The sequence below is a fragment of the Bradyrhizobium sp. 134 genome (genome assembly GCF_023074155.1).
Classification (GTDB): domain Bacteria; phylum Pseudomonadota; class Alphaproteobacteria; order Rhizobiales; family Xanthobacteraceae; genus Bradyrhizobium.
The window spans coordinates 604,147-625,126 of record NZ_JADPKX010000074.1 but is presented as its reverse complement, the minus strand read 5'-3'; the positions used below and the strand labels follow the sequence as shown (position 1 = coordinate 625,126).

At 64.0% G+C, this 20,980-nt stretch carries 24 protein-coding genes; 20 read left to right on the top strand and 4 right to left on the bottom strand.

Annotated features, from left to right (window positions below):
- Positions 1–349 precede the first annotated feature (349 nt).
- The 4 genes from IVA75_RS33135 to IVA75_RS33120 all read right to left on the bottom strand — a co-directional run bounded on the left by IVA75_RS33135 (position 350) and on the right by IVA75_RS33120 (position 4,730).
- Positions 350–985: a MarR family transcriptional regulator gene (locus IVA75_RS33135; protein WP_027570472.1), complete on the bottom strand. Its 636-nt coding sequence runs from the start codon at positions 983–985 to the stop codon at positions 350–352.
- Positions 986–1,847: 862 nt separating this feature from the next.
- Entirely contained in the window at positions 1,848–3,173 is a 1,326-nt protein-coding gene (fliI, locus tag IVA75_RS33130) for a flagellar protein export ATPase FliI (RefSeq protein WP_247287738.1), read from the bottom strand.
- Between the two features lie 36 nt (positions 3,174–3,209).
- Positions 3,210–3,938 carry a flagellar basal-body rod protein FlgF gene (flgF, locus tag IVA75_RS33125; protein WP_247287739.1) on the bottom strand — a complete coding sequence of 243 codons (729 nt, stop codon included), beginning with the start codon at positions 3,936–3,938 and terminating at the stop codon, positions 3,210–3,212.
- A 3-nt stretch (positions 3,939–3,941) separates the two neighbouring features.
- Positions 3,942–4,730 carry a DUF1217 domain-containing protein gene (locus tag IVA75_RS33120; protein WP_247287740.1) on the bottom strand — a complete coding sequence of 263 codons (789 nt, stop codon included), beginning with the start codon at positions 4,728–4,730 and terminating at the stop codon, positions 3,942–3,944.
- Between the two features lie 142 nt (positions 4,731–4,872).
- Here IVA75_RS33120 and motA point away from each other — a divergent pair, with 142 nt between their 5' ends.
- From motA to IVA75_RS33020, 20 genes are all read left to right on the top strand, one after another.
- Positions 4,873–5,772 (top strand): flagellar motor stator protein MotA, encoded by a 900-nt coding sequence (gene motA, locus IVA75_RS33115; RefSeq protein ID WP_007613972.1) that lies wholly within the window; start codon positions 4,873–4,875, stop codon positions 5,770–5,772.
- Positions 5,769–6,707 (top strand): FliM/FliN family flagellar motor switch protein, encoded by a 939-nt coding sequence (locus tag IVA75_RS33110; protein WP_007613971.1) that lies wholly within the window; start codon positions 5,769–5,771, stop codon positions 6,705–6,707. The genes motA and IVA75_RS33110 overlap by 4 nt, the downstream gene beginning before the upstream one ends.
- Complete coding sequence (locus tag IVA75_RS33105) at positions 6,688–7,002, top strand: hypothetical protein (protein ID WP_247287741.1); 315 nt, start codon at positions 6,688–6,690, stop codon at positions 7,000–7,002. The genes IVA75_RS33110 and IVA75_RS33105 overlap by 20 nt, the downstream gene beginning before the upstream one ends.
- 76 nt (positions 7,003–7,078) lie before the next feature.
- Positions 7,079–7,456 (top strand): flagellar motor switch protein FliN, encoded by a 378-nt coding sequence (fliN, locus tag IVA75_RS33100; RefSeq protein ID WP_247287742.1) that lies wholly within the window; start codon positions 7,079–7,081, stop codon positions 7,454–7,456.
- A gap of 2 nt (positions 7,457–7,458) precedes the next feature.
- Entirely contained in the window at positions 7,459–8,499 is a 1,041-nt protein-coding gene (locus IVA75_RS33095; RefSeq protein WP_027570476.1) for a flagellar motor switch protein FliG, read from the top strand.
- A 13-nt stretch (positions 8,500–8,512) separates the two neighbouring features.
- Positions 8,513–9,598, top strand: a complete 1,086-nt coding sequence (gene flhB, locus IVA75_RS33090) for a flagellar biosynthesis protein FlhB (RefSeq protein WP_247287743.1) — start codon at positions 8,513–8,515, stop codon at positions 9,596–9,598.
- 85 nt (positions 9,599–9,683) lie between these two features.
- On the top strand, positions 9,684–10,064 hold the full coding sequence (flgB, locus tag IVA75_RS33085) for a flagellar basal body rod protein FlgB (protein ID WP_027519862.1): 381 nt from the start codon (positions 9,684–9,686) through the stop codon (positions 10,062–10,064).
- 11 nt (positions 10,065–10,075) lie between these two features.
- On the top strand, positions 10,076–10,492 hold the full coding sequence (flgC, locus tag IVA75_RS33080) for a flagellar basal body rod protein FlgC (RefSeq protein WP_007595894.1): 417 nt from the start codon (positions 10,076–10,078) through the stop codon (positions 10,490–10,492).
- A gap of 2 nt (positions 10,493–10,494) precedes the next feature.
- On the top strand, positions 10,495–10,824 hold the full coding sequence (locus tag IVA75_RS33075) for a flagellar hook-basal body complex protein FliE (protein ID WP_027570478.1): 330 nt from the start codon (positions 10,495–10,497) through the stop codon (positions 10,822–10,824).
- A 15-nt stretch (positions 10,825–10,839) separates the two neighbouring features.
- On the top strand, positions 10,840–11,628 hold the full coding sequence (flgG, locus tag IVA75_RS33070) for a flagellar basal-body rod protein FlgG (RefSeq protein WP_007595892.1): 789 nt from the start codon (positions 10,840–10,842) through the stop codon (positions 11,626–11,628).
- Positions 11,629–11,641: 13 nt separating this feature from the next.
- On the top strand, positions 11,642–12,118 hold the full coding sequence (gene flgA, locus IVA75_RS33065) for a flagellar basal body P-ring formation chaperone FlgA (protein ID WP_247359608.1): 477 nt from the start codon (positions 11,642–11,644) through the stop codon (positions 12,116–12,118).
- On the top strand, positions 12,115–13,245 hold the full coding sequence (gene flgI, locus IVA75_RS33060; protein WP_247287747.1) for a flagellar basal body P-ring protein FlgI: 1,131 nt from the start codon (positions 12,115–12,117) through the stop codon (positions 13,243–13,245). The genes flgA and flgI overlap by 4 nt, the downstream gene beginning before the upstream one ends.
- A 64-nt stretch (positions 13,246–13,309) precedes the next feature.
- Positions 13,310–14,068 carry a MotE family protein gene (locus tag IVA75_RS33055; RefSeq protein ID WP_247287749.1) on the top strand — a complete coding sequence of 253 codons (759 nt, stop codon included), beginning with the start codon at positions 13,310–13,312 and terminating at the stop codon, positions 14,066–14,068.
- A complete protein-coding gene (gene flgH / locus IVA75_RS33050; protein WP_018453966.1) occupies positions 14,069–14,764 on the top strand; it encodes a flagellar basal body L-ring protein FlgH in 696 nt (231 codons plus the stop codon). It begins immediately after the preceding gene.
- A 42-nt stretch (positions 14,765–14,806) separates the two neighbouring features.
- Positions 14,807–15,250: a flagellar basal body-associated FliL family protein gene (locus IVA75_RS33045; protein ID WP_027570483.1), complete on the top strand. Its 444-nt coding sequence runs from the start codon at positions 14,807–14,809 to the stop codon at positions 15,248–15,250.
- Complete coding sequence (gene fliP / locus IVA75_RS33040; protein WP_007595877.1) at positions 15,247–15,987, top strand: flagellar type III secretion system pore protein FliP; 741 nt, start codon at positions 15,247–15,249, stop codon at positions 15,985–15,987. Before IVA75_RS33045 ends, fliP begins: the two co-directional genes overlap by 4 nt.
- 264 nt (positions 15,988–16,251) lie before the next feature.
- Positions 16,252–17,160: a flagellin gene (locus IVA75_RS33035; RefSeq protein ID WP_027570484.1), complete on the top strand. Its 909-nt coding sequence runs from the start codon at positions 16,252–16,254 to the stop codon at positions 17,158–17,160.
- A 268-nt stretch (positions 17,161–17,428) separates the two neighbouring features.
- On the top strand, positions 17,429–18,340 hold the full coding sequence (locus IVA75_RS33030) for a flagellin (RefSeq protein WP_027570485.1): 912 nt from the start codon (positions 17,429–17,431) through the stop codon (positions 18,338–18,340).
- A gap of 304 nt (positions 18,341–18,644) precedes the next feature.
- Complete coding sequence (gene fliF / locus IVA75_RS33025) at positions 18,645–20,276, top strand: flagellar basal-body MS-ring/collar protein FliF (RefSeq protein WP_247287751.1); 1,632 nt, start codon at positions 18,645–18,647, stop codon at positions 20,274–20,276.
- Complete coding sequence (locus IVA75_RS33020; protein WP_247287753.1) at positions 20,273–20,980, top strand: hypothetical protein; 708 nt, start codon at positions 20,273–20,275, stop codon at positions 20,978–20,980. Before fliF ends, IVA75_RS33020 begins: the two co-directional genes overlap by 4 nt.

Sequence of the window (20,980 nt, the reverse complement as noted above, 5' to 3'; positions counted from 1 at the left end):
GCATAAGCCGTCCAACCATCGCGCAGGGAAGGCCGAGTGATTGGCTACACCTGTATGCTGCTGTGCGGTTTCCTTGCGCTACATCTTCGCGCAGCGGACCGCGGGTGCCAGCCGGCACCCGGCCTTCCCTGCGCCCTCTTGGACAAGAGGGTGGAGTGACGAAGCAAAACTCGGGCGAATCGCGCCGCGAGGATGCGAAGCTGTGTCTGCAATTCAAAATGCGAGCTGGAAGAGTGCGGCTACCGCCTCATACTCCGTCATTGCGAGCGCAGCGAAGCAATCCAGTCTGTCGCCGCATTACGCCATGTCGCCGCTGGGTCGCAGCTCTGCGCAGCAACGCTCGCGTGCCTCACCCCTGGTTCGCCATGCGCGCGCGGTCGAGATGCTCCTCGATCTTGGGGCGGTCGCGGGTGCGCTCGAAACTGGTGCAGAGCAGTTCGGTCTCCTCGAGCGAGACCGGGGCGCGATACAAACGGCACATGAATTCCGCCGTTGCGCGTCCCTTGCCGGTACCCGGCCCGCGTTCGGCAAGAAACATGCAGTCCCGGCAGACGCTGGCATCGAGCCGCTGATGTGCTGCGTCGAGGTGATTGAGGATGTCGCGCAGCGAATCGCGCAGCCTGACGCACTCGTCGGGTCCGAGCGCCGTGACCGCGTTCAGCACGTGATTGATCGGATCGTGCTGGCTCAGGCACTTCTCGCCCTGTGCGGTGACGTGCAGCACGACAGAACGCTTGTCTTCGTGCGACGGTTTTCGCACCAGGAAGCTCTTGCTCTCCAGCGTCTTCACGATCTGCGATGCAGTTGCCCTGGTTGCGCCGATGAAGCCGGCGAGCGCGGACGGCGTGCGCGAAAACCTGTTGGCGCGGCCGAGAAAGCGCAGCGCCATCCATTCCCGATCGCGCAACCCATGCTGATCGCCTTCGAAATACCAAGCCCTCGCTGCCTGAACCAGCAGCTCCACGGCTTCTCTTGCCAATGGCATGAATTCCTACCTTGCCCCGGGAGTCACGTTTGCGGCGCCCCCGAGCCGCCTTCCGCCGTCGCGAATGAGCCGTTTGCGAGAAGCCGTACTACCGGCAATGTTCGACACATGCACCGTGCTCTTCTCTCGCGTGAAAGCACGGACTGCCCGGCCCCCGACCTGGACCAATGGGCACTGCAAGCTATGGCACGGTAAGCGGTGTTGCTGATGGTATGCCATTCGCGGCGTTGTCGTACGGGAGCCCGAATAGCCGTCGCCAGCAGACGATGGATCGGAGTAGTTCAACCGAAGCCCCTAAGGTTCAAGTCACACGCAGACGTTTCTTATCTTCCGACGAAACGATGAATGACCTTCTCAACAAAATCAAGTAGAGACCATCTCGCAGACAGGATGTCGTCGCAGGCGAATGTAACGTTCAAGACAATCTCGCTCTTCGGGACACATGATGGTGAACGCAATACGCTGTCCCACGAGCAACATGCACGCAACTATGCGACGGTTTTATTGCACGGCACGTTGTTGGCTGTCGTTGATGCAAGTTGACCGAAGCTTGTGCATGACGACGATGTGCGTCGGCATGTCATCCACAACTTGTGCGTTCTGCCAAGAACCGTCCGAGGGAACTCACAGGAATTACACGCGGCGGTTGTCCGGGTCGGATCGAGAAGTCGCCGGTTCAGTCGCATTCGGCGCGGCTGCACGATTTCCCTCACCCGAACGGTGGAGGCGATCACGGCTGAAACCGGAGACGGGCGTGCATGTGCATGCGCTGGAAGCGTGGCGGCATGCGCAATCGCCTGTCGAAAACAACGAGCAAGGTGCGATCGCGGGCGCCTCGCGCCCCGACTCAAGCTGAGACTTGCTAGTCGCCCTTGAGCATGTCCCGCAGCTCGCGGAACGGATCGGCGCTTGGCGGAGCCGAAGCGTCCTGCCGCATCGCGCCATAGATTCTCGGGACCATGTCGACCGCCTGGTCGAGCCCCGAATCACGTCCCGCCTGGTATCCGCCCATCAGGCGAAGGTCGCGCGTGTCCTCGTATTTGGCGATCATGGCGCGCAGCTTGCTCACCAATTCGCGCTCTTCGGGGTCCCAGACGTTATGGGCGAGACGGGAGACCGAACCCAGAACGTCCACCGCCGGGTAACGTGCCTGGTCGGCGATGTGCCTGGAGAGCACGATGTGCCCATCAAGTGTGCTGCGGATGGTATCGGCGATCGGCTCGTTGTGATCGTCGCCGTCCACCAGCACGGAGAAAATCCCGGTGATCGTCCCGGACCCCTCGTCGCCGGGTCCGGCGCGCTCCAGAAGGCGCGGCAGATCGGTGAAGACGGTGGGTGCGTAGCCGCGCGCGACTGCGGGCTCACCTGCGGCGAGCGCGACTTCACGGGCGGCGTGGGCGAACCGGGTGATCGAATCGACCATGAGCAGGACCGATTCGCCCCGGTCTCGGAAATATTCGGCGACCGCCATGGCCGTCTTCGGCGCCAGTCGCCGCATCATCGGGCTCTCGTCGCCCGTCGACACGATCGTGACGGCGCGGTGACGGTCGGCGCCCAGCACGTCCTCGATGAACTCGCGCACCTCGCGGCCGCGCTCGCCCACCAGGGCCAGCACGACGGTGTCAAAACCCTGGCTGCGGGCGAGCATCGCAAGCAGCGTCGATTTACCGACACCGGAGCCGGCAAAGATGCCGACGCGCTGGCCGGCGCAGATCGGGGCGAACAAATCGATGACGCGTACGCCGGTGCGCAGCGGCTTGTGGACCCGCGCGCGCTTCATGGCCGAAGGCGCCTCCGCCTCGGCCGAGACCGGACGCGACCCGGGGGTGAGAGGGCCCTGTCCGTCCAGCGGCGCCCCGAGCGCGTTGATGACGCGGCCCTTCCAGCTCGGATCGGGTGCGAAGGACAAAGGAGGCATCCGGTAGGCGACCGAGCCGAGGCCGCCGGCGAACTGCCGGTCGAACGGCTTGGCGATGATGCCCTCGCTGTCGATCCGCACCACCTCGCCGATCTGGGGCTTGCCGCCGGAGTTGACGCCGATCAGTTCGCCGAGCCTGACGAAGCGCGACAGGCCGGAGACACGGAAATGCGTCGACGCGATCTCGGAGATCGCGCCGCTGACGCTTGCCAGGGGAGTGCTCTGCTGAAGCTCCAGCAGCGCCCACTCAAGTTGCCGAAGAGCGTTCAAGGAAACCGTCCAACCTCATTGCGCGCGGGGCGCAGTCTATTTGCCGGGTTCGCCCAGCGTCCGGATTGCGTTCTGGAGCGAGCTCTCAGTGCCCTCGATCATTGAATTGGTGCCGTCGAAGGCGCGCGAGGCCGCGATCAGCTTCGTCAATTCCATCATCGGATTGGCGCCCGAGCCCTCGACATAGCCCTGCTTGAAGCCGTCGCGGGAGAAGTCGGCGATGGCGGTCGCAGGCCGGTTGGGCGTGACGCCCGAATTGCCGTAGCGGTCGAGATTGGCGTCGGCGGGAATGTTGAACAGGCCGATGGTGCCGATCTCGTTGTTGTCCTGGGTGATCGCGCCGCTGCGCGCGATCGAGACCGGTCCGCCGTTCGGATCGAGGGTGATTTGCGCGCCACCGGAATCGATGACGGGGAAGCCGGAGACGGTCTGAAGGTCGCCGTTGGCGGCGATCTGGAGTCGACCGTCGCGCGTATAGACCGTGCCGTTCGGACCGGCGAAGGCGATCCAGCCCTGTCCGACCACGGCGACATCGAGCGGGTTGCCGCTCTCGGTGATGCTGCCCATCTCGCGCGAGATGATGTTGTCGCCGGGCGAGGAGAAGGCGACCGGGTTCACGCCCGCCTTGGACAACACCGTCTCGAACTTCACCACGTCGGTGCGGAACGCCGCCGTGTTGACGTTGGCGACGTTGTTGGCGATCGTCTGGAGGCGCTTTTCGAGGGCGACCTGCGCCGACAATCCTACATAGAGGGCCGATTGCATGACTTACCTGTTGAACTTGATGTTCTGAAGTGTCGTGAGCACGTTGGTATCCATGCCAATCGACGTCGTGGCGCCGCCGATCAGGACCAGCGCCGGGTTGGTCGAGGTCTCGCTCTGGGCCCGGGTCGCATCCCACATCGCCGCGAAGCGCTGCACGAATTTGGTGACCTTGGCCGGATCCTGGAAATCGGTGAGCTTGATCTTGCTCGTGATCATCTTGGCCTGGGCATCGATATCAGCCGAGCTGATCGTCGACGGCAGGCCGAGCGCCGTCTGGACCACTTGCGTCATCGCCTTGTCCGCGAGGATCTGGTAGGAATTGGTGATCGTGGAAGCCTTGCGCGTGAAATAGAGCGCCAGCCGCAGGCCCTCGTTCTGGTCGCCGGCCTTCTCCTCCATCGTCTGCGTGACGTATTGGGTCGCCGTGCCGGTCGTGGCCGCGGCGGTTTGGGTCGCCTTGTCGCCGAGGGCGGCGAAATTGAAGGCGGCGGCGAATTGCCGGTAGCGGATGTCGGTCAGCTTGTTGGCGAAGGTCTTGTTGTCGGCGATACCCTCGGTCAGCACCTTGCGCATAAACGCCTTGGCGTAGGTCATGTCGCTGAGGCCATATGCCTTCATCGCGTAGGAGTAGAGACGATAGTCCTTCAGGAAGTCGTCGATGGTCTTCACGTTGCCGATGTGGCTGAGGAAGTAATCGGTGTCGCGGCTGACGTCCGGCTGCGTCGCGACCTGTGTCAGCGACTTGCCCATGTCCTTGGTCAGTCTGGTGTAGTCCGCGATGGTGGATAGCATGACCCGCGCCCCTCTGGCCGCTTTCGCGACGTCGTCCCAAGCTGCCGTGAATCGCTTGCGCGAGGCTGGCGAGGGGGAAGCCAGCCTCGCGCAAGGCTCGCCGACTAGATATTCCCGATGGGATCGGTGATGGAGCGGCGCGTTGGGCAGTTTCGTGGGGATCGTCATCACGGTAGCGGCACTGCTGGGCGGATTTGCCGCCATGGGCGGGCATCTGGGCGTGCTGATGCAGCCTTGGGAGTTCGTGATCATCATGGGCACCGCGGCCGGCACCTTCATCATGGCCAATCCCTGGAAGACGGTCGCGGATACCGGGCTTGCCTGCGTGCAGGCAGTGACAGGGGCGGTGCCCGGTCAACGCTACTATCTCGATCTGCTCGGCGCGCTGCACGCGCTGATGCGGGAGCTGCGGGGCAAGGGCCGCAACGAGGTCGAGGCGCATATCGACGATCCCGCGTCCTCCGAGATCTTCAAGGCGTTCCCGAGCGTGCTCGGAGATCCGTCGCTGCTCCAGTTCATCTGCGACTACGTCCGTCTCATCATCATGGGTAACGCGCGAACGCATGAGATCGAAGCGCTGATGGACGAGGAGATACACACCATCGTGAAGAGCAAGCTGGCGCCCTACCATGCGCTGGTGGTGGTCTCGGAAGCGCTGCCCGCGCTCGGCATCGTCGCCGCGGTGCTCGGCGTCATCAAGGCCATGGGTGCGCTCGACCAGTCGCCGAAGCTGCTGGGCGGCTTCATCGGCGCCGCCCTCGTCGGCACCTTCGCCGGCATTTTCCTGTCCTACGGCATCATTTCGCCCTTCGCGATGAAGGTGAAGATGACGCGCGAAAAGCGTTGCCGGCCCTACATCATCGTCAAGCAGACGCTGCTGGCGTTCATGAACGGCGCCATGCCGCAGATCGCCGTCGAGCACGGCCGCAAGATGATCGCGAGCCCCGAGCGACCCTCGATCGACGTCGTCGAGAACGAGACGATCGCGGGACCCAAGGCGGTCGTGACCGAGGTTGAACCGAAGGCTGCGCGCGCATCATGATGGAAGCCCTCGACGTCGATCAGCGCAAGCCGCTGCCGAACTATCTGCTGGACGCCGCCGGCATCTCGATCGAGCGCATGCCGATGCTCAATGTGATCTTCGATCGCATGGCGGCGTCGTGCACGGACAGCCTGCAGCCGATGGCTGGAACGCCATGCTATTTCTCGGTCAACGGCATCACCAACGACCGTGTCGGCGACATCATCAAGGACTACGAGGCCAATGCGGTTGCGGCCGTGCTCTATGCCGAGCAGTGGGACTCCCGCATCATCATCATGCTCGACCGCGACTTCGTGTTCACGATGGTCGAGGCGATGTTCGGCTCCGACGGCGCCGAACCGCCGCTCGACGTCGAGCGCAGCTTCTCGAACATCGAGATCCGCCTGGTCCAGGCGCTGTTCGAGCGGTTCGCCAAGGCGCTGCAATCCGCTTTCGCCGGCACCTCCAATGTCACTTTCCGCGTCGAGCGGGTCGAGACCGCCATGGCATCGCTGGCGATCGGGCGGAGCGGCAACATGTCGATCTGCGCGAACATCATGCTGCAGGCGCTCTACCGCGGCGGTCAGATGTTCCTCATCATTCCGCACTCCGCGCTCAACCCGCTGAGGCAGAAGCTCGCGACCGTCGTCGTCAGCGACGGCCGCGCGGCCGATCCGCGCTGGCGCGAGCAGATGGAGACCGAAGTTCACCGCACCGAGGTGACGCTGAGCGCCGTGCTGGACGAAAAAATGATTTCGCTCGGCGACGTCGTGAAGTTCCAGGTCGGCCAGGTGCTCGAGCTCGAAGCCACGCCGCGCACGCTGGCTCGGCTCGAGAGCAACAACCAGGTGCTGTTCTGGTGTCAGATCGGTCAGCTTGATGGCTATTACGCCATGCAGGTGGCAGATCCTGTCGATCAGAAACGGGAGTTCGTCGATGATATCCTATCTCGTTGATGCCGTGCTGCTGATCGCGCTCGCCTTCACCAGCATGCGGGTGACCCGGATGCATCGCGAGCTGGCGCGGTTGCGCAGCTACCAGGGCGAGTTCTCGACCATCGTCCAGGAGACGGCGGGCGCCTTCGACACGGTCATCACCGCGGCGCATGATTCCACCGCAAATCTCGGACGGCTCGCCAACGTGCTGAGCACGAAGATCGATCAGGCCCACGAGGCGATCGCGGCGCTCGATGCGAGGAGCGGGCTCGCATCCGCAGCGAGCGCGGGCGGCGCCGACGTGAACAAGCATTGAAGCCGAAGCCGGCGCAATAAATACGATCGGAACGTCGCGGCGCTCCGGGAGCGGAAATACCAAGAGGCGATACCAGATGGCGCAATCCTTCGACTATGAGTCAGCATCGGCCGACGAGGGGCATACCGAAACATCTCCGCTGGAGCGGTTGGCGGAGATTGCCGCGCGCACCGCGGAGGAGACCGGCAAGTTCGCCAATGTCGATGCCATCCTGCGCATTCCCGTGACCATGCAGGTCGTGCTGGGATCGGCGACCATTCCGGTGGCAAATTTGATGAAGCTCGGCCGCGGCGCGGTGGTTCCGCTCGACCACAGGGTCGGCGAACCCGTCGACGTCGTCGTCAACGGCCGCGTCGTCGCCCGCGGCGAGGTGGTCGTGGTCGAAGAAGACAATTCCCGCTTCGGCGTCTCGCTCACCGAGATTGTCGGCCCGTTGGGGCAGGGTGATACCTGACCATGGCGGCACAGGTCGGCATGGCTCCCATCAAGCAGCGAGGCGTTGCCACGCTGGGCGGGACAGAGAAGGTCGCGGCACTCCTGCTCGCCATGGGCCGGCAGGCGGCCGCGAGCGTACTCGCGCAGTTCGAGCCGCAGGATATCCGCACCGTTACAAAGGCCGCGGCCGAGCTGCGGCCGATTACGGCGCAGGAACTCGAAGCGATCGTCGAGGAGTTCGCCCAGCAATTCTCGATGGGTGCCAACATTCTCGGCACCCTCGGTGGCCTGGAAGCCGTGCTCGGCGACGTGCTTCCGGCCGACCAGGTCTCGGCCATCATGTCGGACCTGCTGGGCAATTCGAGCCGGTCCGTGTGGGATCGCGTCTCGTCGGTGTCGGAGAACTCGCTGGCAAGCTACCTGTCCAAGGAGCATCCGCAGACCGCGGCGCTCATCCTGTCCAAGGTCAAGCCGTCCTGCGCCGCCAAGGTCATGAGCCAGCTGCCGTCGAGCCTGCGCAACGAGCTGATGCGGCGCGTGCTCAGCCTCAAGCCGATCGTCGACGACGCCATGAGGGTCCTCGAGAAGACGCTGCATGAGGATCTGACGCTGAACTTCGCCCGCAACCTCGGCGCGGACACCTATGCCCGCGTCGCCGACATCATCAACAAGATGGAGCGCGGACACATCGAGGACATGCTCAAGAGCCTGTCGGAGAAGCGGCCGAAGTCGGCCGAAGTGCTGAAGGAGCTGCTCTTCACCTTCGACGACGTCACCAACCTGACGCCGAAGGCGCGCACCATGATCTTCGACCAGGTGCCGACCGATCGCATCGTCATCGCGCTGAAGGGCACCGACAAGCACTTCCGCGAGATGATCCTGTCCTCGGTCGCCTCGCGCGTCCGCCGGGTCGTCGAGCACGAACTCGCCATCGGCGAGCCGTCGAACCAGCGCGACGTGCTGGAGGCGCGGCGCGTGATCACCGACCTCGCGCTTGACCTCGCGGAAAAGGGCGAAATCGAGCTCAACCCCGAGCAGGAGGATGAGCTGGTCTTCCGCTGACCGCTGAACGGGCATGGCAGAAACAACCGATCAGGAGAGCAAGACAGAAGAGCCGACCGAGAAAAAAGTCCGCGATGCGCTCGAACAGGGCAAAATCCCGGTCTCTCGGGAGGCTTCCATCTTCGCCTCGATGGCTGCGCTGATGGTGATCCAGGCGTTCCTGATCGGCCAGGGCGTTCAGCAATTGACGCCGATGCTGACGGGCTTTCTCGATGATCCCGACGGCTTCCCTCTCAGCACCGGGGCCGACGCCCAGAATCTGCTCATCGTGGTCGGGCTTCAGGCACTGCGCTTCCTGACGCCGCTGGTCGTCACTCTGGCAGCCTTCGGGCTGGCCGCCTCGCTGTTGCAAAATGCTCCCAGCCTGGTGCTCCAGCGCATCACGCCGGACCTGTCCCGAATCTCTCCGCTCAGCGGCTGGAGCCGGCTGTTTGGATCGCAGGGCCTCGTCGAGTTCGCCAAGTCGCTGTTCAAGCTCGCCGCGGTCACCGTCGTCGTCGCGTTCGTGCTGCGCTCGTCGGAAGCGAAGGCGTTCGAGGCGATGTACACCGACCCGGTCGCGCTGCCGGAGATGATTCTCAACATCGCCATGCGAATCGTCTCGGCGATCTGCATCGCGACCATCGTCCTGGTAGCGGTGGATCTCGCATGGGCGCGCTTCCACTGGCGGCGCGAGCTGCGCATGACGCGGCAGGAGATCAAGGACGAGCACAAGCAGGCCGAAGGCGATCCGCTGATCAAGGCGCGCCTGCGCTCGCTGGCGCGCGACCGCTCGCGCCAACGCATGATCGCCTCCGCATCGCGGGCGACGCTGGTGATCGCGAACCCCACGCACTTCGCGATCGCGCTGCGCTACAATCGCGAGGAAAATCCGGCGCCGATCGTCGTGGCGAAGGGCATGGACGTGATTGCGCTGAAGATCCGCGAAGTCGCCGAGCAGAACCGGATTCCGGTGATCGAGAACAAGGCGCTGGCGCGCGCGCTCTACGAGGCGGTTCAGGTCGACCAGGTGATTCCGGCGGAGTTCTTCCGGCCGGTTGCCGAGATCATCTACTTCCTGCAGTCCAAGCAGACGCCGCGGTCCGAGAAGGTCCAGTAGAATTCCGAGGACGGCGTCCCTTCCATCAGCCTGACGAAAGCTTGCGACCCTAAGGTTACACCGTCTGAACCAGAATGGTGCTGCCGTGGGACCGCTCTATCTCTTCGAACTCGCATCGTCGCAGGCGCGATACCTCGAGCTCCGCCAATCGACGATCGCCACCAACGTCGCCAACGCCAACACGCCGGGCTTCAAGGCGCGCGACGTCGAGCCCTTCAACAAGGTGCTCGACAGCACGCCAGTGAGACTGGCGACCACGTCGCCGTCGCACATGCAACTCTCCGCTGCCGAGAGCGACACGCGGGCAACCGCGAAAAAGGATAGCTGGGACGTGGTTCACTCCGGCAACTCCGTCAGTCTCGAGCAGGAAATGATCAAGGGCAGCGACGTCAGTCGCGACTACTCGATGAACTCGGCGGTCGTGCGGTCGTTTCACCGCATGCTGCTGTCGAGCGCGAAGACCTGAGGTGAACTGACATGCTGGACTCACTGCAATCCTCGTTGACGGTCGCGAGCTCCGGGCTCGAAGCGCAGTCGACGCGCATGCGCATCGTCTCGGAGAATCTCGCCAACGCGACGTCGACGGGGCGCGCCGCCGGCGCCGATCCCTATCAACGCAAGACGATCACCTTCGATGCCGCGATGGACCGCGCCTCGGGCGCTCAGCTGGCGAAGGTCAAGGAAATCGGCGTCGACACCACGCCGTACCGCGTGGAGTACGAGCCGGGGCATCCCGCCGCCGACAAGGCCGGCTACGTCAAGCTGCCGAACGTCAACATGATGATCGAGATGGCGGACATGCGGGAAGTCAACCGGTCCTATGAAGCCAATCTGCAGGTCGTGAAACAGGTGAGGTCGATGCTGGGCATGACCATCGACCTGCTGAGGAGCTGACAATGCTTGAAGCAATTTCATCCACAGCGATTTCGGCCGGGCAAGCGGCGAGCCGCGCGACCGAGGCGCAGGCCATCTCGTCGACGGCGACTCCCGCGATCCAGTCCGGCGCCGACGTCGGATTCGAATCTGTCATGAAGCAGGTGACGACGGACGCGATCGGGACGCTGAAGGCGGGCGAGGCGGCCTCGATCTCGGCGATGCAGGGCAAAGAATCGACGCGGCGCGTCGTGGAGGCGCTGATGTCGGCCGAGCAGGCCTTGCAGACGGCGGTCGCAGTTCGCGACAAGGTCGTGCAGGCCTACCAAGAAGTCGTCCGGATGTCGATCTGATCAAGGAGTGACGCTGTGAAATCGCTTGCCATCGCGGCCACGGGCATGAACGCCCAGCAGACCAACATCGAAGTCATCGCGAACAACATCGCCAACATCAACTCGACCTCGTACAAGCGGGCGCGTGCCGAGTTCACCGATCTGTTCTACCAGATGGACCGCATGCAGGGCGTTGCCAACACCAGCGGCTCGTCGCCGATCCCGGAAGGCGCCAATCTCGGCCTCGGCGTCAAGTCGGCGGCGATCCGCAAGCTGCACATCCAGGGCGCGCTCACGCAGACCGGCAATCCCTACGACATGGCGATCAACGGCCGCGGCTGGTTTCAGGTGCTCGGCCCGAATAACGAGGTGCAGTATACCCGCGCGGGCTCGTTCAACACCAACGCCAACAGCCAGCTCGTCACGACCGACGGCTATCTGCTGGATCCCGCAATCACGGTGCCGCAGGGAACGGTTCAGGTCACGGTCAACCAGACCGGACAGGTGTTTGCCAAGCTGGATACGGAAGTGAACCCGAGGCAAATCGGCCAGCTCAATCTCGCCAATTTCGCCAACGAGGCCGGCCTCGAACCGCTGGGCAGCAATCTCTACCGCGAGACCACGGCGTCCGGCACGCCGGTCGTCGGGTTGCCCGGCGATTCCGGCTACGGCAAGATCAACCAGCAATATCTCGAAGCCTCGAACGTCGACCCGGTCAAGGAAATCACCGAGTTGATCTCCGCCCAGCGCGCCTACGAAATGAATGCCAAGGTCATCCAGGCCTCGGATGAAATGGCCCAGACGGTCTCGAAGGGCATGCGCTAGTTCCGGTGTATCCATGTTGAACAGGATGGGCTCGATCATGCGTGGGTTGGCCGCCGTGCTGCTGGTTCTCGTCTTCGCGCGAGTCGCGGCGGCCGAGGAGAAGCGGCTTCCCGTGCCGGCCGTCTCGATCCGCGCCGGCGAGCTGATCCGGGACGACATGATCACCGAGCGCGCCTTTGCGCCGAACGTGCTCGGCGTCGCCGTTTTCATCGAAGGACGCCAGGTCCTGGTCGGCCGCATGGCGCGCCGCGCGCTGCTCCCCGGCCAGCCGATCCCGACCAACTCGGTGGAGGATCCCTGGACGGTCGCCCGCGGCGCGATGGTCAAGGTCGTGGTCGAGGACAGCGGCCTGTCGATCGTGACCTACGGCGCAGCGATGCAGTCGGGCGCGCCCGGCGCGCTCATCCCGATACGAAACACCGATACGGGCGTGATCATCAGGGGCGTCGTCCAGCCGGACGGCACCGTCAAGGTCGTGGACGGATCATGACTAAGGTCCTGCTTGCGCTCGTCCTGCTCGTTTCCGCCGCCAGCGCCCAGGCCGCCGTCCGCATCAAGGACATCGCGGACATCAAGGGATTGCGCGAAAACCAGATCGTCGGCTACGGCCTCGTCATCGGCCTGAACGGCACCGGCGACACGCTCCGCAATGCGCCGTTCACGGAGCAGTCCCTGCAATCGATGCTCGAGAACATGGGCATCAATGTCCGGAACGAGACCACCAGCACCAATAATCCGCCGCGTCCGACGACGCTGCGCACGCGCAATGTCGCGGCCGTGATGGTGACCGCGGACCTGCAGCCCTCGATCGGTGCGGGCGAGCGCATGGACGTGACCGTGTCGTCGCTCGGCGATGCGACCTCGCTGCTCGGCGGCACCCTGGTGATGACGTCGCTGCGCGCGGCGGACGGCGCCGTCTATGCGGTGGCGCAAGGCGCGGTCACGGTCGCCGGCTACAGCGTCGGAGGCCAGGCCCAGAACGTCAGCCTGGGCACGCCAACCGCGGGCCGCATCCCGAACGGCGCGCTGGTCGAGCGCGAGGTGCAGGGTAGTCTCCATGAAATGGAGTATCTTGTGCTGGAGCTCAAGAACCCTGACTTCGTCACCGCAACGCGAATCCTCGACGCCATCAATCGCTACGCGGGCGGACGTTACCGCGCGCAGATCGCCTTCGAGCGCGACTACCGCACCATCGTGCTGTCGAAGCCGCGCCACATCGGCCCGGTCCGCTTTCTCGCCGAAATCGGCGAGCTGACCGTCGAGCCGGACACGCCGGCGCGGGTGGTGATCAACGAGCGCACCGGCACGGTGGTGATCGGACGCGACGTACGGATATCGACCGTTGCCGTGACGCACGGCAATCTGACGGTCCGCGTCACCGAGCTTCCCGTGGTGTCGCAACCGGCGCCCTTCTCGAAAGGGCAGACGGTGGTCGTGCCCCAGACCGTGGTCGAGGCCAACGAGGCCGGATCGCAGGTGGCGATCCTGAGCGGCGTCGATCTCCAGCGTCTGGTGCGCGGGCTGAACCAGATCGGCCTGAAACCATCCGGCATCATCGCGATCCTCCAGGCGATCAAGACGGCCGGCGCCCTCCAGGCGGACGTCATCGTGCAATGACGCGCAAGCGCCGTGCAAGCTTGGTCGCTCAATGCTCTCTTGACTGAGAATCGCACGCGGACCGATGTTGAAGCTGGATCATAAAGCCAAACTCCTCCTCCTGGTCGCGGCCTCCGCGCTCGCGAGCGCTTCGCCCGTTCTGGCGCTGGATGAGGCCAAGCCGTCGAAGCCGCTCAACCTGCTGTCCTTCGCGCGCGCCCGCGCGCCTGGGCCGCAGAAGCCGATCTCATCGATCCCGAGCGACAATGCGTCGATGCGGGCGACGGCGTGGGCAGCCGAAGATTCGGGACCCGCGACCACGGGTGCCGTGCCGGCCTCCGAGAAGCCCGCGCCAGCACCCACAGCCGCGCCGCGACCCGCCAAGCCCGGTAGCGTGACGGCGCCGCCGAAGCCGGTGCCGCCCCAGGCCGCTGCAACCGCGGACAACGAAGTCGCTCTGTTCTGCAGCAATGTCGCCGACCCCGCGGTCGATGCAAGGCTGGCCTGGCAGCTCAAGGAGCTGGAGAAGGCCGAGAACCAGCTCCGTGAGCGGATCGCCGAGGTCGAGGCCAAACGCGCCGAATATGAGAAGTGGATGGCGTTGCGCGACGACTTCCTGAAGAAGGCCGAAGCGAGCGTCGTCGAGATTTACTCGCGTATGAAACCGGACGCCGCCGCAACCCAGATCGCCGGGATGGCGGACGAGACGGCTGCGGCCGTGCTCGCAAAGCTCAGCCCGAGGAGCTCGAGCGCAATCTTCAACGAGATGGAGACGGGGCGCGCGGCGCACCTCGCCGATCTGCTCGGCGGGATGCGTCGCGTGGATGACGGAAAGACCAAATAGATGAAGAATCTGATCCTCATCCTGTCGCTGTTGTCGCTTGCGGGATGCGTCACTGATCCGGCCGAGGTGCTGACTGGCCCGCGATTGTCGCCGGTCGGGAGCGGTCTGAGGACGCAGGCCGATCCGATTCCCGTGACGCCCCGCATGCACTCGCCCGTCAGCTATCGCTCGACCTGGGACGACGGCACCGACCTCTACCGCGATCCCCGCGCCCGGCGCGTCGGCGACGTCGTGACGGTGATCATCTCGATGCAGGACAAGGCCAAGCTCGACAACAAGACCGGCCGCTCGCGCGATTCGCAGATCAAGTTCGGGCTCGACTGGCTGATGGACGTCGCGGGATGGCAGGACAAGGGCTCGACGAGCGCCAACCTCAACACCAACACCCAGATCAAGGGCAACGGCCAGATCGACCGCACAGAGGATATCAAACTGTCGATCGCAGCCATCGTCACCGACGTGTTGCCGAACGGCAATATGATGATCAGCGGCTCACAGGAGTTCAAGGTCAACACGGAAATGCGTGTGCTCAACGTCGGCGGCATCGTGCGTCCACGCGATATCTCGCGAACCAACACGATCTCCTACGAGAAGATCGCCGAGGCGCGCGTGGCCTACGGCGGCCGGGGAAATCTCTCGGACGTGCAGCAGCCTGGATGGGGACATCGGATCTACGACGCCGTGGCACCGTTCTGAGATGCGCGACCGTCGGGCCGCGTCACGAGGGCAGGGGACGTCATGCGCCTGATTGCGGCCATCGTGGTGCTGACCCTGATCGCGATCGGCGCGGGCGGGCTTGCCGGCCTGCATCTGTTTGCGGCCGCCGAGCGCGTCGCCGATGCGAAGAAAACCGCCACGCCGCCGCCTCTTGCCTCGAGCTACGCCGGCAGCGCGCGGCTCAGGAAGCTGTCGCCGATCGTGACCAATCTCGGCGCGCCGGCCAACAACTGGGCCCGCATCGAAGCCTCCATGGTGACCGACAGCATGAGCGACGAGGATGCCGGTATCCTGGCGGCCCATATCAGCGAGGACATCGTCACCTATCTGCGGTCGGCGACGGTGGCGCAGTTCGAGGGATCGCGCGGGCTTCAGCACCTGCGCGACGACCTGACCGAACGCGCCAATATCCGCTCCTCGGGCAAGATCCGCGAATTGATCATTGAGACGTTGGTGATTCAGTGAAACTGAGAGTCCTGCTGCTTGCGTTGCTCCTGGTCGTGCTGCCCGAAGTGGCACTGGCCCAAATTCCGGACCTCAATTCGCTGCTGCCGCCGGGTAACGGCTCGACCAGCGGCCGGATCATCCAGTTGATGGCGGTGATCACGGTACTGTCCGTGGCGCCGGGACTGCTCATCATGGTAACGAGCTTCACGCGGTTTGCGGTGGCGCTGTCGTTCCTGCGCGCCGGTCTCGGACTTCAGACCACGCCCGCCAATCTGGTGCTGATCAGCCTCGCGCTGTTCATGACCTTCTACGTGATGGCGCCGACCTTCGACCGCGCCTGGGAAACCGGGATCCAGCCGCTGATGAAGAACGAGATCTCGGAGGAAGAGGCCTATCTGAAGATCACCGATCCGTTCCGCGAATTCATGCTGGCCCATGTTCGCGACAAGGATCTGCAGACCTTCGAATCGCTGGCCGCGGAGAGCTTCCGAAGGAAGTTCGACGACAAGCGCGTCGACATGCGCGTCATCATTCCGGCCTTCATGATTTCCGAGCTCAGGCGTTCGTTCGAGATCGGATTTCTCATCATCCTGCCGTTCCTCGTCATCGACATGATCGTGGCGACCCTGACCATGTCGATGGGCATGATGATGATGCCGCCGACAATCCTCGCACTGCCGTTCAAGATGCTGTTCTTCGTGCTGATCGACGGCTGGAATCTGCTTGCCTCCGGGCTGGTGCGCTCGTTCTCGTAACGGCAATGAGCGCCAGGCGGACGGTTATGGTTAGCGATAAGTACCGGACTATGGTTAGCAATAGGTACTGTTAACCAACTGATTTTACAGCGCAATTCAAGCCGATCTTAATCCGCGCGCAAGATTCGGCGTGCTAGCAATGCGTCACGGCGGGTTGGACCCCACCCACATCAGTCCAAAGGCATGATGCCGCCCCTCCGTACCGGTGAAAGCCCGGTATGTCCCCTCGTGAAAATGTAACGCGTACATAAAGGGACATTCGCAATGTCAAGCCTGCTTACGAACTCGACCGCCATGACCGCACTCCAGACCTTGCGGTCTGTGAGCTCGCAGCTCTCCACCACGCAAACCCGCATCTCCACCGGCCAGCGCGTCTCGACCGCTTCGGACAACGCTGCCTACTGGTCGATCGCGACCTCGATGCGCGCCGACAACGCCGCGCTCTCGGCGGTCTCCGACTCGCTCGGTCTGTCGGCTGCGACCGTCGACACCGAATATACCGCTCTGACCACGGTCATCGGCGACAAGGACTCCGGCCTGACCAAGCTCCAGTCCCTGCTGGTCGAAGCCAAGACCGCCGGTATCGACCGCAGCAAGATCCAGGCCGATGTCACCCAGATCCAGCAGCAGATGAAGGCGACAGCCAGTGCGGCGACCTTCAACGGCATCAACTGGCTGAGCACGTCCGCCACGACGCCGACGACCTTCAGCCTGGTGTCGTCGTACTCGCGTGTCGGCGGTACGCCCACCATCGGCTCCATCACGGTGACGACCGCCAACTACTCGCTCTACACCTCGACGCAGACCGGCATTCTCGACACGGCCGGTTCGACCGCTCCGTCGATCAACACGATGAGCATCTCCGCGTTGACCGACTCGGCAGCTGACCAGACCACGCTCGATGGCTACATCGCGCAGGTCACCGCTGGCATCAACTCGGTGGCCTCGGCCGCCGCCAATCTCGGTGCCGTCAAGAACCGGCTCTCGACCAACACGGACTTCGTGAAGTCGCTGATGGACTCCGTGGACCGCGGTATCGGCCAGCTCGTCGACGCCGACATGAACCAGGAGTCCACCCGCCTGTCGGCCCTCCAGGTCCAGCAGCAGCTCGGCGTGCAGGCGCTCTCGATCGCCAACAACAGCAGCCAGAGCATCCTGTCGCTGTTCCGCTAAGCCTCAAACGATTTTGGGGAGGGCCGCGCTTCTCACGAGGCGCGGCCCTTTCATTTGGCGTGACATCGCGCGCCGCAATTTCAGCCGCCTTGTTGCGGCAAAGACACAGAGCCACAAGCCCCGCACAAGCTTCGCGGGCTATCGTCGCCGTTACGACAGGTTGGGCCTTGACGCTTTTGCGCAGCCCAAAGGCATGACGCCGCCCTGCCGTACCGGTGTAAGTCCGGTATGTCCCCAAATTTAATTCAATCTCCAAAGGGACATCAAAATGGGTTCTAGCCTCCTCACCAACTCGTCTGCAATGACCGCGCTGCAGACCCTTCGCAACGTCAGCTCGCAGCTCGCGACCACGCAGAACCGGATCTCGACCGGTATGCGCGTCTCGACCGCCTCGGACAACGCTGCCTATTGGTCGATCGCGACGTCGATGCGCTCCGATAACGCCGCGCTTTCCGCGGTCTCCGACTCGCTCGGTCTGTCGGCCGCGACCGTCGACACCGAATATACCGCTCTGACCTCGGTTATCGGCGACAAGGACTCCGGCCTGACCAAGCTCCAGGCGCTGCTGGTCGAAGCCAAGACCGCTGGTATCGATCGCACCAAGATCCAAGCTGACATCACCCAGATCCAGCAGGATATGAAACTCAAGGCGAACTCGGCGACCTTCAACGGCATCAACTGGCTGAGCACGACCGCCACCACGCCGACGACCTTCAACCTGGTGTCGTCGTACTCGCGTGTCGGCGGTACGCCCACCATCGGCTCGATCACCGTGACGACCGCGAACTACTCGCTCTACACCTCGACCCAGACCGGCATTCTGGACACGGCTGGTTCGACCTCTCCGTCGATCAACACGATGAGCATCTCCGTGCTGACCGACTCGGCGGCTGACCAGACCACGCTCGATGGCTACATCGCGCAGGTCACCGCCGGGATCAACTCGGTGGCGTCGGCCGCCGCCAATCTCGGTGCCGTCAAGAACCGACTCGCGACCAACACGGAATTCGTCAAGACCCTGATGGACTCCGTGGACCGCGGTATCGGCCAGCTCGTCGATGCCGACATGAATGCGGAATCGACCCGCCTTCAGGCGCTCCAGACCCAGCAGCAGCTCGGTGTTCAGGCGCTCTCGATCGCCAACCAGAACAGCCAGAGCATCCTGTCGCTGTTCCGCTAAGCCGCGGCTTCGAAAACGACCGTGCTCCTCAGGGAGCACGGTCTCCGCCGTGAGCGGCGGATCCGACGGCACACGACGTGCCCACATCGATTTCCTGACGCCACATTCCAGGGAACACGCCGTCGGCGATCGCACCGCGATGCGACCGGCCGTCCGCTTGTCGCCGACGCGCGCAATTGCGTCACTCAGTCTCTTGTAAAATTGCAACGCCTCGCCGGCGAACCGACACATTCGTGGTCTCGCGCAACCTTCAGACAAGGTTGGCAGCAGAGTGTCCTCTACGTTCGCATTGGTATGAGGTCACATGCTGTTCAGTCGTGCGCAGATACAGCAACTGCTCAATAATCTGCTGGAGCTTGGGCCGCGACGCCTGATGGCCTTGGGATTGATCGGTTTCGCCGTTCTCGTCACCGTCGTGGGCGGCGCCTATTATCTGAGCCGGCCTGAATTCGAAACGCTCTATACCGGCCTTTCCCGCGAAGACGTGACGCGCATGGGTGCCGCGCTGCGCGAGCAGAACATCACCTTCGACGTCAACACCGTCGGCGACGCGGTCTCGGTGCGTCCGAGCCAGACCATGCAGGCGCGGATGCTGCTCGCCGAGAAGGGGCTGCCGACCAGCGCCAATTCCGGCTACGAGCTGTTCGACAAGATCGGCTCGCTCGGTTTGACCTCGTTCATGCAGGAGGTCACCAAGCTCCGGGCACTCGAAGGCGAGATCGCGCGCACGGTGCAGTTGATGAAGGGCGTGAAGGCGGCGCGGGTGCATATCGTGATGCCGGTGCGGGGGTCGTTCCGCGCGACGCAGCAGCCACCTTCGGCATCGGTCGTGCTGCGCACCGACGGCGCGATCGAGGCGCGCACGGCGCAGTCGATCCGTCATCTCGTCGCGGCTGCCATTCCGGGCATGAGCCGCGACAAGGTCACGGTGCTGGACGCTGACGGTTCGATGCTGCTTGCCGAAGAGGATGAGGCGACTGCTGCTCCGACCAAGATGGCGAGTCTGCAGAAGACGGTCGGCGGGATGGTGCAGGAGAACATCCGCAAGGCGCTGACCCCGTATCTGGGGCTCGACAATTTCGAAGTGAGCGTTGCATCGCAGCTCTCCACCGACAAGCGGCAGACCAACGAGACCGTCTACGATCCCGAAAGCCGCGCCGAGCGCTCGGTCCGGAACGTCCGCGAGAACGAGAAGTCACAGAATGCGGACCGTTCGCAGCCGACCACGGTGCAGCAAAATCTCCCCGACCAGCAGGTGAACGCCGGCGGCACCAAGAATTCCAGCGAAGACAAGACCCGCCGCGAGGACGTCACCAATTTCGAGGTCTCGTCCAAGACCACGACGACGGTGAGCGACGGCTATTCGGTGAAGAAGCTGTTCATTGCCGTGCTGGTCAACCGCGGGCGGCTCATTGCCGACCTCGGCGACAAGAGCAATCAGGCCATCGTCGACAGCAAGCTCGCCGAGATCAGCCAACTCGCGGCCACGGCCGGCGGGCTGGACAAGGCGCGCGGCGACCAGATCCAGGTGACGGCCGTCGATTTCATCGAAGGCTCGCGCGAACTGGCGCCGGTGCCGCCGATCAGCTTCGTCGAGATGATCAACAAGCAGCTCGGCAGCGTCATCAACGCAGTCACGATCCTGGCCGTAGCTTCGATGCTGGTGTGGTTCGGACTTCGTCCTGCGGTCAATGGCATTCTGACCCACCGCGCGGCGCAGGAGCAGACCGAGGCGGCGGAAGCCGCCCAGCTCGAGTCGGCCGCGGGCGCCCTTGCATTGGCGGACAGCGAGGAGGCCGAGCTCAACCTGGTCGAAGACCTCGAAGGCAAAATGCAGCGAACGCCGCAGAAGCGGCTGGAGCAGATCGTTCGTCTCGATCAGATGCAGGCGGCAGCGATCCTTAAAGACTGGATGCGACGCGAGGAGGCGGCATGAACGCGGCAATCGGAAAGCTCCTGACGCAGTTCGACGTGAACGGGCGGGTCAAATCGCCTCCGCCTCCACCGCCGCCCAAAATCCAGGATGTGCTGACGAGGCCGAAGGAAGCCCGGCGCGAGCCTCAGCCGCAGCCTCAGACCCATTCGCAACCGCAATCGCAGCCGCAGCTTCAGTCGCCGCCTCCGGCGCCGAAGGCGGAAGCCCCGGCGGTCAATCTCCTGGACGATGCCTTTCGGCGCGGCCATGCGGCCGGCGTTGCGGAGGGCGAGTCTAGGATCGCCGAGGAACGCGTGCGGAGCGCGATCCGGCTCGGCGAAGAGCGGGCCAAGTGGTCCGACCAGCAGGCGGTGGCGGTCGTCAGCGGCTTCGACACGGCTTGCCGCGAAATCGAGACCAACATCGCGAGCTCCGTTGCGCGGATATTGCTGCCGTTCCTCGCCGATGCGGTCCGCGACAAGGCGATCGGATCGCTGGTCGAGCAGATTGCGGCGCTGACCGGCAATTCGCCGGTGCCGGTGTTCAAGGTCACCGGCCCGAGCGAACTGCTCGACCTGGTGAAGACGCAGCTCGGGACGGCGCGGCGAACCGGCATCGAGTATGAGGCCGCCGATACATTCGAGGTTCGCGTCGTGGCCGACCAGACCGTGATCGAGACCCAGATCACGGCCTGGAGCGAGCGCCTGAAAGAGGCGCGCCGGTAG

Excerpts from the sequence above, each read along its gene's own strand:
- IVA75_RS33135 (WP_027570472.1), bottom strand. The coding sequence starts at position 985 with ATGCCATTGGCAAGAGAAGCCGTGGAGCTGCTGGTTCAGGCAGCGAGG.
- flgF (WP_247287739.1), bottom strand. The coding sequence starts at position 3,938 with ATGCAATCGGCCCTCTATGTAGGATTGTCGGCGCAGGTCGCCCTCGAA.
- IVA75_RS33120 (WP_247287740.1), bottom strand. The coding sequence starts at position 4,730 with ATGCTATCCACCATCGCGGACTACACCAGACTGACCAAGGACATGGGC.
- IVA75_RS33110 (WP_007613971.1), top strand. The coding sequence starts at position 5,769 with ATGATGGAAGCCCTCGACGTCGATCAGCGCAAGCCGCTGCCGAACTAT.
- IVA75_RS33105 (WP_247287741.1), top strand. The coding sequence starts at position 6,688 with ATGATATCCTATCTCGTTGATGCCGTGCTGCTGATCGCGCTCGCCTTC.
- fliN (WP_247287742.1), top strand. The coding sequence starts at position 7,079 with ATGGCGCAATCCTTCGACTATGAGTCAGCATCGGCCGACGAGGGGCAT.
- IVA75_RS33095 (WP_027570476.1), top strand. The coding sequence starts at position 7,459 with ATGGCGGCACAGGTCGGCATGGCTCCCATCAAGCAGCGAGGCGTTGCC.
- flhB (WP_247287743.1), top strand. The coding sequence starts at position 8,513 with ATGGCAGAAACAACCGATCAGGAGAGCAAGACAGAAGAGCCGACCGAG.
- flgC (WP_007595894.1), top strand. The coding sequence starts at position 10,076 with ATGCTGGACTCACTGCAATCCTCGTTGACGGTCGCGAGCTCCGGGCTC.
- IVA75_RS33075 (WP_027570478.1), top strand. The coding sequence starts at position 10,495 with ATGCTTGAAGCAATTTCATCCACAGCGATTTCGGCCGGGCAAGCGGCG.
- flgA (WP_247359608.1), top strand. The coding sequence starts at position 11,642 with ATGTTGAACAGGATGGGCTCGATCATGCGTGGGTTGGCCGCCGTGCTG.
- flgI (WP_247287747.1), top strand. The coding sequence starts at position 12,115 with ATGACTAAGGTCCTGCTTGCGCTCGTCCTGCTCGTTTCCGCCGCCAGC.
- IVA75_RS33055 (WP_247287749.1), top strand. The coding sequence starts at position 13,310 with ATGTTGAAGCTGGATCATAAAGCCAAACTCCTCCTCCTGGTCGCGGCC.
- flgH (WP_018453966.1), top strand. The coding sequence starts at position 14,069 with ATGAAGAATCTGATCCTCATCCTGTCGCTGTTGTCGCTTGCGGGATGC.
- IVA75_RS33045 (WP_027570483.1), top strand. The coding sequence starts at position 14,807 with ATGCGCCTGATTGCGGCCATCGTGGTGCTGACCCTGATCGCGATCGGC.
- IVA75_RS33035 (WP_027570484.1), top strand. The coding sequence starts at position 16,252 with ATGTCAAGCCTGCTTACGAACTCGACCGCCATGACCGCACTCCAGACC.
- IVA75_RS33030 (WP_027570485.1), top strand. The coding sequence starts at position 17,429 with ATGGGTTCTAGCCTCCTCACCAACTCGTCTGCAATGACCGCGCTGCAG.
- fliF (WP_247287751.1), top strand. The coding sequence starts at position 18,645 with ATGCTGTTCAGTCGTGCGCAGATACAGCAACTGCTCAATAATCTGCTG.
- IVA75_RS33020 (WP_247287753.1), top strand. The coding sequence starts at position 20,273 with ATGAACGCGGCAATCGGAAAGCTCCTGACGCAGTTCGACGTGAACGGG.